12 protein-coding genes are annotated in these 13521 nt (G+C 30.4%); all 12 read left to right on the top strand.

Annotation, left to right across the window (positions count from 1 at the left end):
* Positions 1 to 29 precede the first annotated feature (29 nt).
* The 12 genes from ABWP20_RS17065 to ABWP20_RS17010 all read left to right on the top strand — a co-directional run bounded on the left by ABWP20_RS17065 (position 30) and on the right by ABWP20_RS17010 (position 12648).
* A complete protein-coding gene (locus tag ABWP20_RS17065; protein WP_353097458.1) occupies positions 30 to 986 on the top strand; it encodes a YybS family protein in 957 nt (318 codons plus the stop codon).
* A gap of 10 nt (positions 987 to 996) precedes the next feature.
* Positions 997 to 2997 (top strand): DHH family phosphoesterase, encoded by a 2001-nt coding sequence (locus ABWP20_RS17060; protein WP_353097456.1) that lies wholly within the window; start codon positions 997 to 999, stop codon positions 2995 to 2997.
* Complete coding sequence (gene rplI, locus ABWP20_RS17055; protein ID WP_353097454.1) at positions 2994 to 3440, top strand: 50S ribosomal protein L9; 447 nt, start codon at positions 2994 to 2996, stop codon at positions 3438 to 3440. The genes ABWP20_RS17060 and rplI overlap by 4 nt, the downstream gene beginning before the upstream one ends.
* A 13-nt stretch (positions 3441 to 3453) precedes the next feature.
* Entirely contained in the window at positions 3454 to 4785 is a 1332-nt protein-coding gene (dnaB, locus tag ABWP20_RS17050; protein WP_353097452.1) for a replicative DNA helicase, read from the top strand.
* Positions 4786 to 4943: 158 nt separating this feature from the next.
* The gene (locus ABWP20_RS17045) at positions 4944 to 5537 is read left to right on the top strand and encodes a GNAT family N-acetyltransferase (RefSeq protein ID WP_353097450.1); all 594 of its coding nucleotides are present in this window, start codon (positions 4944 to 4946) and stop codon (positions 5535 to 5537) included.
* Positions 5538 to 5563: 26 nt separating this feature from the next.
* Positions 5564 to 6658: a DnaD domain protein gene (locus tag ABWP20_RS17040; RefSeq protein ID WP_353097448.1), complete on the top strand. Its 1095-nt coding sequence runs from the start codon at positions 5564 to 5566 to the stop codon at positions 6656 to 6658.
* Between the two features lie 2 nt (positions 6659 to 6660).
* Positions 6661 to 7641, top strand: coding sequence for an ATP-binding protein (locus ABWP20_RS17035; RefSeq protein WP_353097447.1), 981 nt, complete (start codon positions 6661 to 6663; stop codon positions 7639 to 7641).
* A gap of 130 nt (positions 7642 to 7771) precedes the next feature.
* The gene (locus tag ABWP20_RS17030) at positions 7772 to 8296 is read left to right on the top strand and encodes a transcription repressor NadR (RefSeq protein ID WP_353097445.1); all 525 of its coding nucleotides are present in this window, start codon (positions 7772 to 7774) and stop codon (positions 8294 to 8296) included.
* Between the two features lie 57 nt (positions 8297 to 8353).
* Positions 8354 to 9382 carry a PTS sugar transporter subunit IIC gene (locus ABWP20_RS17025; protein ID WP_353097443.1) on the top strand — a complete coding sequence of 343 codons (1029 nt, stop codon included), beginning with the start codon at positions 8354 to 8356 and terminating at the stop codon, positions 9380 to 9382.
* A 287-nt stretch (positions 9383 to 9669) separates the two neighbouring features.
* Positions 9670 to 10461, top strand: coding sequence for a TraX family protein (locus ABWP20_RS17020; protein ID WP_353097441.1), 792 nt, complete (start codon positions 9670 to 9672; stop codon positions 10459 to 10461).
* Positions 10462 to 10526: 65 nt separating this feature from the next.
* Positions 10527 to 11234 carry a response regulator transcription factor gene (locus tag ABWP20_RS17015; RefSeq protein WP_353097439.1) on the top strand — a complete coding sequence of 236 codons (708 nt, stop codon included), beginning with the start codon at positions 10527 to 10529 and terminating at the stop codon, positions 11232 to 11234.
* A gap of 1 nt (position 11235) precedes the next feature.
* Positions 11236 to 12648 (top strand): sensor histidine kinase, encoded by a 1413-nt coding sequence (locus ABWP20_RS17010; protein ID WP_353097437.1) that lies wholly within the window; start codon positions 11236 to 11238, stop codon positions 12646 to 12648.
* The last annotated feature ends 873 nt before the right edge of the window (positions 12649 to 13521 follow it).

Raw genomic sequence — 13521 nt, 5'->3', positions numbered from 1 at the left:
GATAAACATAAAGATTAGGGGTGAAATTTTTGAAGAATAATGATAAGATAAAGAAAAGTACCATAGAGAGCATAATTGTAGTAATAATCATGGCTCTATATATAGTATACGGCATCCATTTCGTGCCTTTGCTAATGTTATTTATACCAGTACCTTTCGCAATATTGGGTATAAGGAATGGTATGTATGCAAATATAATAAGTATAATGGCAACATCTTTAATAATAGGGGTGCTTCTTGGATTTATATCAGGGGTTTCAATTATTCTTATATTTGCACCACTAAGTCTTGCATTAAACTATTGTGTTGACAAAAGAAAAGGTAGTATGGAAACTTTATTGATTACTACTATAGCTTTTTTTATTTCTTTCTTAGTTCTAATGTCTTTAGAAGGCAATATATCAAATTTAAATTTAACTAAGCAATTGGAAGAGAATTTCAGACAGTTATTAACCATGCAGATAGATATGCTAAATGAAATGGGAATGTCAAAATATGAAGTTCTTAGAACAACAGATTTATTGGAAAACGCTTATAAGACTATTATTATACTTATACCATCATTAATAGGAGTTTTCTCTTTAATTATAAGTTATGCAAATTTACTTTTACTATCAGTCATACTTAGAAAAATGGGATACGGAGTTGTAAGCTCCCAAAAAATCTCTCAATTCAAATTACCTAATAATATTATTCCTGGAATTGGGATAATGCTTTTAGCAGCTTTTATAATAAAAAAGTTACAAATTCAATATCATGAAGCATTATTACTTAATATTACATTTTTAATTAGCTTTGTATTTTTTGTTCAAGGATTAGCAGTTTTAGACTTTCTTTTAATTAAAGCTAGGTTACATTTAATATTTAGGGTTTTAATACTAGCTGTAAATATTATTTTTATACCTATGAGCAGTATTCTATTTTTTATAGGTATTTTAGATGCAATCTTTGATATAAGAAAAATAAGAAGGCGAAAATCCTTATAGGAGGATAAATATGAAAAATAAAAAGATATTACCATGGCAGGATAGTTATATTTATCTTATTACAACAGGGTTGCTAGTTGTTATTCTATCCTTATATCAACCTATATTATTTATAATAGGTGTTATGTTGATAGTTTATTTAGTAATTTACAGTATAAAGAGTTTTAACAGGAAAGAAAATGAATTCCGAAGATATATAGAAGGACTGGGAGATGAATTTGAATCTGCAACTAAACATGCAATATTTAATATGCCATTTCCTTTGGTTATGTTAGATGAAAATAGTAATATATCCTGGTATAATACACCGTTTTTGAAGCTAATGGGGGAAACGGATTTATTAAACGAGAAAATATCGGATTTAATTCCTGGACTTAATCTAGACAGTATATTTAAGGAAAATGATATGAAGCCATTGGATATAAAATATGGAGGCAGGAACTTTAGAGTATATCCAAATTTGGTTGATACAAAAAAGACCAATAGTAACAACAATATGATAGTAATGCTTTATTGGGTAGATAATACAAATCTAGTAAATTTGGAACAGAGATATGATATGGAGAAATTAGTAATTGCATTGGCATATGTAGATAATTATGATGATGTAAAAAGCAACACTCCAGAGGTAAATAGACCTTTGGTAATGGCAGAAATAGATAAAAATATTAGTTCTTATTTTAGTAAATATAATGGGGTTGTAAGAAAATACGAAAATGATAAATATTTTATTATTATAGAGAATAGTGGTTTTGAAAATATTGAAAGTAAGAAATTCGATGTATTAGACCAGATAAGAGAATTAGATTTAGGAAATACAATACCTATTACATTGAGTATGGGAGTTGGAGCAGGTGGGAATAATCCTTTTGAATCCTATGAAAAAGCAAGGGCGGCCATAGATATTGCATTAGGTAGAGGAGGAGACCAAGCTGTAGTTCAAGTTGGAAATCAATTAAGCTTTTATGGCGGAAAAACAAAGGCAATAGAAAAGAGAAACAAAGTAAAGGCTAGGGTAATTGGATATGCCTTAAGACAACTTATAGACCAAGCGGATAAGGTATTTGTAATGGGACATAAAAATCCAGATATGGACTCTTTTGGAGCAGGCATAGGAGTATTACGGGCAGTAAAAGACAGGAAGAAAGAAGGATATCTAGTTTTAAGCGGTGAAAATCCTTCTATTAAAAATATTTATGATAGAATGTTAAAAGAACAGCCAGAGCTTTTAGAACAAATTGTAACTCCAGAGAAGGCTTTAGAATTAGCAAATGACAGTTCTTTAATGGTAGTAGTTGATAACCATAAACCAAGTTTTACTGAGGCACCGGAGCTTTTAGATATTATATCTAAGGCAGTTGTTATAGATCATCATAGACGGGGGGTAGAATTTATAAAGGACCCTGTACTTACTTATTTGGAGCCATATGCTTCTTCTACCTGTGAGTTAGTTACAGAAGTACTATCTTATATGAGTGATAAGATAAATCTGACAAAGTTTGAAGCAGAGGCTTTAATGGCAGGTATTACTGTAGATACGAAGAATTTCAGTTTCCAGACAGGAGTTAGAACATTTGAAGCGGCATCTACATTAAAGCGGGCTGGAGCCGATACTACAGTAGTAAGGCAATTATTTAGAGACGATTATAGTACATTTATGTATAAGGCGGAGGTAGTGAAATCTTCAAAGATTATTTTCGATAAAATAGCCATAGGTAGGCTTGAAAGTCAAATGGAAGATTCTCTATTAATAGCAGCACAGGCTGCCAATGAATTACTTAATGTTAATGGAGTTGAGGCTTCATTTGTAATGACCTACGTAAACAATAAAATTCATATTAGTGGAAGGTCCCTAGGAAATATATCTGTACAGTTAATACTTGAAAGTCTTGGTGGTGGAGGGCATTTAACCAGTGCCGGGACTCAATTAGATAATGTAAGTATGGATGAAGCAGAGATAATACTTACACAAACTATAGATAAATTTTTAAAGGAAGGTGAAAAAGAATGAAAGTAATATTATTGAAAGATGTAAAAGGACTAGGTAAAGAAGGAGAGCTAGTAAATGCAAAAGATGGTTATGCTAGAAACTTTCTATTACCAAAAGGAGATGCAGTTGAGGCAACACCAGCTAATTTAAAGAAGTGGAAAGAAGAAAAGGCAAAGGAAGAAGAAAGAAAGAAAAATGAATATAATGAAGCGTTAAAGCTTAAAGAAAAAATAGATTCTACTACAGTTGTGATTCAAGGAAAGGCTGGAGAAGGCGGAAGACTTTTTGGCTCAATTACATCAAAGGATATATCCGATGCATTAAAATCACAACATAAAATAGATATAGATAAAAGAAAAATAGAATTAAAAGATAATATTAAATCCCTTGGTATGACTCAAGTAGATGTAAGGGTATATGCAGAAGTAGTAGCGAAGCTAAATGTTAATATAAAAGAACAATAATGAGGTGGGAAAAGTGGAAAACCAATTAATTGGACGCATTCCTCCCCATAGTCTAGAGGCAGAGCAATCTGTTCTTGGTGCTATGATTTTAGACAAAGATGCTATAAATACTGCAATTGAAATAATTAGACCAGATGATTTTTATAAGGAAGCCAATAGAGAGATATTTGAAGCAATACTTATATTATTTAATAAGAATGAACCAGTAGATTTAATTACTTTATCAGAAGAACTTAAAAGACGGGGAACATTGGAAAACATAGGAGGGGTTACTTATCTTGCGGATTTATCAAGTGCGGTAGCAACTACGGCCAATGTTAAATACTATTGTAAGATAGTAGAGGAAAAATCAATACTTAGAAGATTGATTAAATCATGTGATGATGTAATAGTTAAGTCTTATGAAAACTCTGATGAGGTAAATGCAATAATAGAAAATGCAGAAAAAGCCATATTTGACATTACTCAAGGAAGACATAGAGAGGGCTTTTCACCACTTAACGAGGTATTATTATCTAGTTTTTCTCAGATAGAAGAAAGGGCTGCAAATCAAGGAACTCTAACAGGTTTAACTACTGGATTTATAGATTTGGATAATAAATTATCTGGGTTACAAAAATCAGATTTAATATTATTGGCAGCTAGACCTTCTATGGGAAAAACTGCTATTTCCGTAAATATTGTAACTAATGCCGCTTTAAAGGCTAATGCAAAAGTTGCTGTATTTTCTTTGGAAATGTCCAAGGAGCAATTGGTACAAAGAATGATATCTGCCACTGCCCATGTAGACCTTCAAAAGATAATCTCTGGTAGATTATCTGAGGAAGAATGGATACAAGTTATAAATTCTATGGGACCATTATCCCAAGCGGATATATTTATAGATGATACCGCTGGAATTTCTTTAATGGAAATGAAGGCAAAATGTAGAAGATTAAAAATAGAAAAAGGTCTAGACCTTGTGATGATAGATTATTTGCAACTAATGCAATTAGATGGACGTCAAGAAAATAGACAGCAGGAAATCTCAGCTATTTCTAGGGGATTAAAAGCCTTAGCTAAGGAAATGGAATGCCCTGTAATAGCCTTATCTCAGCTTAGCCGTGCACCTGAACTTAGAACAGACCATAGACCTATATTATCTGACTTAAGAGAGTCTGGTGCAATAGAGCAGGATGCTGACGTAGTATTATTCTTATATAGAGATGAATATTACCATGAGGATTCAGAAAAGAAAAATATTGGAGAAGTAATTATAGCAAAACATAGAAATGGACCAACTGGAAGTTTGGAATTAGTATTTAAAAAGGAATATACTAAGTTTGTTAATATGGCAAGAGATTAAAACTAAAAATTGAGAATTATAAAGGCCTTATAGTCCTAAATAGAAAAGCTAAACAGGATTACAATAAAAGATATCTATTGTAATCCTTTATGTTATTCTTATTTATTAAATATTCCCCAATAACTGGAGATTCTTAATTATTTAAAGGGGTGATTATTTTGGAGGTTAAAGGTAAAAGAATTATTATAAAAGATTTGCATCTTGAAGATGTATATGAAATGAGAAACTGGGGAAACCATGAAAATCCTTTAATAGAGGATTATAATTTTCCTCCAATGAATGATAGAGAAATAAAAATTTGGTATACAATGAAGGCGAAGAGGCTATTTAATAAATATTATGGTATACGAAATGAAGAAGGAAATGTAATAGGGTATATGGGAATAAAAGATATAGGAATAATTAAGAGAGAATCTACCTTAGGTATAGTTTTAGATCCAAATCATGTAAATAAAGGGTATGGAACAGAAATTTTAGACACATTTTTAAGATATTATTTTATTGAGATGAAAATGAGGAAAATGATCTTAGAAGTTGCAGAATTTAACAAAAGGGCTTATCGGGTTTATGAAAAGATAGGTTTTAAACCCGTTGGATACTATCTTGATGAATTCTTTGATTCGGGGTTAGACTTATCTAATCCCTATTATTTGGAAGAAAAATCTTCTTTTGTAATAGCAGATGAAAAGATATATAATTATATTTACAAAATGATCCTGACTAAGAAAAAATTTTTTGAGTTAAGGAAATAATGGATATAAATAATGGAGTTGATAATATGAGTTTCACCCTTGAAACCACAGATATGGATTTAGGTGATACCCCTATAGAAAATATTTTTATAAATGATTTTATGCCTATGGCAAATGGAACCTATGTCAAAGTATATTTACTAGGGTATAAATATGCTCATGATAGAGATGAAAAGGTAGAAGTAAACAATCAAATTATAGCAAAACATTTGGAAATACCTTTAGAAGATGTATTGAGGGCTTGGGATTTTTGGGAAAATAAAGGAATAATAAAGAAAATAGCTGGAGAAGAAGATAATAAGTATAATTATAAGGTAGAGTTTTTGAATTTAAAGCAATTGTACATAAAAAATAATTTAAGCTTATTTAATGTGAAAAAGGAAGTTAAGCAAAAACCAAAATCTATTACACCTCAAGAATTAATTGATGCAAATCAAATACCAGCCATAAATAAGATGTTTAATCAAATAGATTATATAATGAGAAGACAGACAGTGACTACTGAAAAGCAAAAAATATTATCTTGGATAGAAAATTATAATATGAATCCAGATGTAATAGAAAAAGCTTTTTTCTATGGAGTAGAAAGAAAAGGACAAAGAAATGTAAATTATATAGAGGGTATCATAAGAAACTGGTACGATAGTGGACTTACAAATATGGAATCAGTAATAGAACATTTTAAAAGTCAGGATGAAAAGTTTTATAGATATCAAAAAGTTATGAGAGCCTTGGGATTTGATAGTAGAAGTATTACACAGGGTGAAATGAAAGTAATTGATAAATGGTTTGAAGAATATAAATTTTCATTAGAAATAGTGCTTAGAGGATGTGAAGCTTCGGCAAAGGTTGCAAACCCTAGTGTCAATTATATTGATGGGGTTCTTAAATCATGGCATGAAAAGGACATAAAGACTCTGGAAGATATTGAAGAAAAGGATAAGCCTAAGGAGAAGAAAGAATATAGAGTATCAAAACCTACTAAAGTAAAAAGTACACCGCTTAAAACAAGATTTCATAACTTTGAGCAAAGAACAGATAAATATACATCTGAAGAATTGGAAAGCATTGCAAGAAGAAAGAGGGAAGCTTATAACCAAAAAGCAAAAGGAGAAGTATAAATATGTATAAGGATATATTAAAAGAACTTTCAATTGAATACGAGAGAAAAAGAGATAGACAAATACATGAACAAAGAATAAGAAAAGAAAGAGTTTATAAAAAAATACCTGCAATTAAGAGAATAGATGAAGACATTCTTAAGACAGGTCTTTCTATGTCCAAATATATAATAGGTAATCCTCATAAGTATAAAGAAAGTATAGAAAAGGCGAAGGAAATAATTGAAAAACTTAAAATGGAGAAGGCTTATTTAATGACGGAATCTAATATCCCTGTGGACTATATGGATATGAAATATGATTGTGAAATTTGTAAAGATACTGGCTATTTAGATACTGGAAACCAATGTAATTGTCTAAGACAAGCTTTAGTTTCTCGTGCTTATAGAATGTCTAATATAGAAAATGTTCTTCAGAAAGAAAATTTTAAGACCTTTAATATAGATATATTTGAAGATAAACAATTTGAAAATGAAAAAATGACTCCAAGGGAGAATATGATAGATATAGTAGGTATAGCAGAAGGATTTATTAGTAATTTTAATGAAAATAATGGGGACAATTTGTTATTCTATGGTACTACAGGATTAGGCAAGACCTTTTTATGCAATTGTATAGCGAAGTCACTTTTAGATAAAAACAAAATAGTAATATATCAAACTGCCTTTACAATACTTGAAATAATAGAAAAACATAGATTTAGTAAGGATAGTAAAGAATCTAGTGATTATCAATATAAATTATTATTTGAAGCAGATTTACTTATTATAGATGATTTGGGGACGGAAGTAGCTAATACATTTACTAATGCTGAAATATTTAATATTGTAAACACTAGAATATTAGCAGGGAAAAAGACTATAATATCAACTAATCTAACACCGAAGGAGATATCCGATACATATACAGACAGAGTATTCTCTAGGATATTGGATAAATTCATTCCGCTTAAATTTTATGGACATGATCTTAGATGGGAGTAACTCTAGCAGTTAATAAATTTTAGGGTATATTTTCTGTAAGCTTTTTTACCCTAGTTTATTGCTTTTAACTTTTGCTGTATTGGGAATTAAGTAAATGATTTTAGATATATTGTTAAAAGGGGTGAATTCTATGAATGCAAGTGAAAGAAGACAAGAAATACTAAATTTTTTAAGTAAGTCAGAGGAGCCAGTTAAAGGAATAAGTCTATCAGAAAAATTGGAAGTCAGCAGGCAAGTAATAGTTCAAGATATTGCAATATTACGAGCTAGGGGAGAGAGTATACTTGCTACTCCTCAAGGATATTTAATACCTAAAATTCATGAAAAAAGAAAGTTAATAAAGACCATTGCTTGTACACATAAAGATAATAGAGAGTTAGAAGAAGAACTGAGAATAATAGTTGATTTAGGTGGAAAGATAATAGATGTAATAGTAGAACATCCCCTATATGGAGAAATAAAATCCCAATTACAAATAGACTCTAGACATGATTTAAAACTTTTTATAGATAGTTTAGAATCAACTAAGGCTGAACCTTTATCCTCCTTAACAGAAGGTGTACACCTTCACACAATAGAAATAGATAATGAAGAAACTTTAAATAGAATAAAAGCAGCTCTTTTACAAAAAAAATACTTGATAAAAGAGGATTAAAATGATATATTTTAGTTATAGGTGACAAGACAGATGTAAATACATGTAAGTAAGGGGATGTTTGAAATAGGAAAATCAAAAGGCAATATACAGAATTACTTTGTCAAAGTGTTAAATGGTATGGCTTGGGGACTTTTTTCATCTTTACTTATTGGACTAATAATTAAACAAATTGGTACGTTATTTGGCATTGAAGAACTAATTAATTTTGGATCCATAGCACAAAAATTAATGGGACCTGCTATAGGTGCAGGTGTAGCATATAGTGTCAGTGCGCCGCCATTAGGTATCTTTGCTTCAGTAGTTGTAGGAGCCATAGGTGCAGGAAGTATTACTTTTGATGAAGGGGTGGCAATAATAAATACTGGGGAACCAGTAGGAGCATTTGTTGCAGCATTAATAGCAGCGGAAGTTTCAAAATTAATTAGTGGTAAAACTAAGGTAGATATAGTGTTAGTTCCACTAGCTACTATTGTAATCGGTGGATTTGTTGGAGAGTATATAGCTCCATATATGGCTATGATAATGAATTTCTTTGGAGATATTATAAATAGGGCAACGGAAATGCATCCTATACCAATGGGAATAATAGTGTCAGTAGTAATGGGAATAGTCCTTACACTTCCCATAAGCTCAGCAGCCCTTGCCATATCCTTAGGGTTGTCAGGTCTTGCAGCAGGAGCAAGTACAGTAGGCTGTGCAGCTAATATGATAGGATTTGCAGTGGCTTCCTATAGGGAAAATGGATTTGGAGGACTTATTGCTCAGGGATTAGGTACATCGATGCTGCAGATATCTAATATAATAAAAAATCCTTTGATATGGCTTCCAGCCATATTTTCCTCAGCTATATTAGGACCTGTATCTACTTATATATTTAAAATGGAAGGCACCAGTATAGGTGCTGGCATGGGAACAAGCGGATTAGTAGGGCAATTTGCTACTATAGATGCAATGGGTTCTTCGCCAAAGGTATTGGTTTTAATTGTTGCTATGCATTTCATCTTACCTGGAATAATATCTTTTGGTATATCGGAATGGATGAGAGGAAAAGGATTTATAAAATCGGGAGATATGAAATTATAAGATTAAAATTGAAAATCAATGTTTTAACATACGATTAGGGGGTATAAAGGAAATAGGAAAATAATTTTCCCATACAAAAGATAAAACTTTATAAAAACAAAGGATGAAAATATCCATTGGAAGGCTTAGGCTTTCTAATGGATATTTTATTTTACATAGGAAAGTATATATTATACCTTTATTTATATATATAATTTTAAAATTAAGCTTTAATTAAGGTTTGGATTAATAAGATTTAAACTTACCTTGCTATACTCAAAATGAAAATAAAAAATGAGGTGAATAATATGCTTAAAAAAGGATTAACAGGATTTCAAATAAAACTTATTGCACTTTTCTTGATGGTTTTTGATCATGTGCATTATTTCTTTGCTTTTACTAATAAGGTACCTTTATGGTTTACTTGGATAGGTCGTTTGGCAGCTCCAATATTTATCTTTATGGTAGTAGAAGGTTTTATTCATACACGAAGCCGTGCTAAGTATATGTTAAAACTATATATAGGTTCATTAGTAATGACCTTTGGTAATCAATTAATTACAGGATGGTTTCCTCGTAGTGATAATGTTGCTCTCATGGCAAATATATTTGGTACTTTATTTTTAATTACTGTTTATTTAACTATTATTGATTATTTGAAGAAAGCTATTAAAGAAGGACGTATTGGATCTGTGGTGTTGGGAATTTTAGCATTGGTAATGCCTATTGCCCTTGGTATATTTATGATGATGAACATTCAGATGCCTGGTATGATTCAAGCTATGTTTTTATTGCCAACTCCAATAATTGTTGAGGGAGGACCAGTGTTTATAATGTTGGGAATAATGTTTTATTTAACCCGTGATAAAAAAACTCTTCAACTGATTTTATATGCTTTAGTATCTATTACTTTAATGCCATGGCAGAATTTCTCTTTACAAGGTTTATTCTATGATAATTTTCAATGGTTAATGATTGGTGCTTTACCTATTTTGGCACTTTACAATGGACAAAGAGGGAGAGGTATGAAATATTTATTCTATACATTTTATCCCCTTCACATTTATCTTCTATATATTTTATCTAGTTTTTTAGTGTAAAATTTTCACCATGTAGCACTGAAACTGGGTATACTATACCTATATTAAAATAAAGGAGCGGTACCATGGATGTGCTATTCAATAAAAAAATACTTGTTGTAGATGATGAAGTAGAATTGTTAGATCTTATTGAACATGTTTTGAGATTAGAAGGATTTACAGATATTAAGACTGCAAATACAGGTACTAAGGCTTTAGAGTATTTTCATAGCTGGCAGCCAGATTTGGTGATTTTAGATATTATGTTACCAGATATCCAAGGTCATGATTTATGTAAAATTATAAGAGAAACTTCACAGATTCCAATTGTTTTTGTATCTGCTAAAACTGAAGAAGTTGATAGAATCGTAGGCTTTGCCATAGGAGCTGATGATTATGTGACAAAGCCATTTAGCCCAAAGGAGCTTGCATATCGGGTTAAGGCACATTTAAAACGTTCAGAACCAGTAGTTACACAGGATATTGAAATCATTAATTTTGGACCATTTAAGATGATTCCATTAAAAGGTGAACTTTTTAAAGAGGATAAACCACTTATGCTGCAACCGAAAGCATATAGGCTTCTTGAATATTTCGCAAAGCATCCTAATTTGATTTTGAGCAAGGAGCATTTATGTGATGCAGTATGGGGACAGGACTATATTGGCTTTGACAACACTATTATGGTACACATTAGAAAAATAAGAGAACAAATAGAAGTAGATCCATCAAATCCAGAATATTTAGTGACAGTAAAAGGACTAGGATATAAACTAGTAGTGAAGGATAAATAATATGAGATTACATTTAACTTTCAAATATTTAATAAGTATTATTATTGTCATTATAGTAGTTGGATTGGTTAACAGTATCATAGCCTTTGGATTATTTCAATTTGGACCTAGAGAATCTTATTCCTATGGGATTGCCAATGAACATTATATTAGTCCAGAAGACTATGTAAGACAGTTTTCCCAGTATATTAGCTTTGAAAAAGGTCAGTTCTCCTTAGATAAAAAAGCACAAGGTTCGTTAATTGAAAATAATGCTTGGATTCAGATACTTGATACAAATTATAAAGTAGTTTTTCAATTCAATGGGAATAAAGAACTTCCACAGATATATACGCCAATGACCTTGGTGCACAATTATAAGTACGCAAATCCAGACACGATGTTTGTAAGTGAGGTATCTTTTGAGGAGAAGACATATACCTATTTAATTGGTATGCCCTATAGTAATATTCAAAGGACATTTTTAACCTTTAATAAGATTTATTTTGCTAATATTATAGGTGGTATTATATTGGTGGTTTTCGCTGTAGATTTAATTTTAGGGCTGATTTTTGGTATGGGCTTTAGTAAGGGACTAACCAAACCAGTAGGAGAAATAATCAAAAGTATAGAGGATTTAACAGTAGGTCATTATAATCAAGAATTATCAATAGATGGTTTATATGGTTCAGTTTTTTCTAATATAAATAAGCTGTCAAATAAATTGAAATCCAGTGAAAAGGAACGTAAAATCATAGATGATATGAGAGAAAATTGGATTTCTAATATATCCCATGACATAAAAACACCATTGGCATCTATTCGTGGATATGGAGAATTGCTTCGCAGTGATGAATCAATGCCGGTGGAAAAGATGCATCATTATTTAAAAATTATAGAGGATAAGGCTCTTTATATTTCAAATTTGGTAGATGATTTGAATCTAAGTGCAAGACTAGAAAGTGGACATTTTATATTAGATCTACAGACAATAAATATAGTGATTTTCTTAAGAGACATTATTATTGACGTACTTAATGGCATAGATATGTCCAATGTTAATTTAGATTGGGAATGTAATGAAGAAGAGATTTTATATAAGGTTGATACAGTACTTTTTAGGCGGGCGGTAAATAATATATTGTATAATGCCATTATACACAATGATAGATCAGTTAATATTAATGTGAAATTAACTTATGAGGAAAACAAAATTCATGTACAGATAGTCGATGATGGTAAGGGTATTTCACCAAAGGATTTACCCTATATTTTCAATAGACATTATCGAGGTACAAATACTTCAAATGAAGTTGAGGGAACAGGTCTAGGAATGGCCATAACTAAGGAAATTATAAAGGCACATGGAGGAGAAATTAGTGTAGATAGCAGGTCTGGAGCTGGTACATGTTTTAAAGTTGTTCTCGTGAACTAAGGAAAATTAACATGAACTTTGTTGCATATATCTCCATATTTTTATAAATTATTTTCCAGTATTGCCTTTAACTCTTAAGATTTCATAAAAGATTAAGCAATTTTTAAAGAAATTATATATTTCTTGCTCTACATTCATCTTATATAGTGGACTAGTAACTATATGATGTATATATTTAAATTCCAATAACCTTGGAAAGACCATCAAATAGCCTGCTTTAGTAACGCTAAATATTAGATAGATGGATTAAGATATGGGATGAAGCTGACACTTACCAATGTATTATATAATTTAGCACTTAATATTATTAAGATAAATATAGTAAATATTATTAAGAATTTAATTATAAACTTAAGTGAGGTGCTAATAGATTTAGAGTCAATTATATCTATGATTTTTTTATTTATAACATATAAGAAAATGGCTGCAACAAATATTATTATTCGGTCAAACATTTATATCACCTTCTTTGTTATTAAATTATAGCATCAATCATAATTTGTAACCCTTGGAATCACGGCATCTAATTCTCATAAATAGAAAAGGTATGAATTTCACTGGTTACAAGAATATTGGTTTAATAGATGCTATTACTGATAAAGCGTATAGCACTAAATATATTCATAATTCTATTTGTTATAACCTTTTTTATTTTAAGCTTCCTATTCGAAAATGATTATTTTCTATTTTTTAGAACAGTATATATCTGATTTCAATTCTCTAATTTTATTATTAATAAGTATATTATACACTAATATATTAAATATTCTACAATATTTATATATATATTACTAATATATGTTTAATTATTCAGATTAGTAAGTTATATCTGTACACCATTTTTGATTTATACTTGTAGTCTTAAAGTCTCTA

It is taken from the genome of Tissierella praeacuta (assembly GCF_040396155.1).
GTDB lineage: Bacteria > Bacillota > Clostridia > Tissierellales > Tissierellaceae > Tissierella > Tissierella praeacuta_A.
The sequence above is the reverse complement of the archived record's forward strand: the minus strand, read 5'-3'. Positions and strand labels throughout refer to the sequence as shown.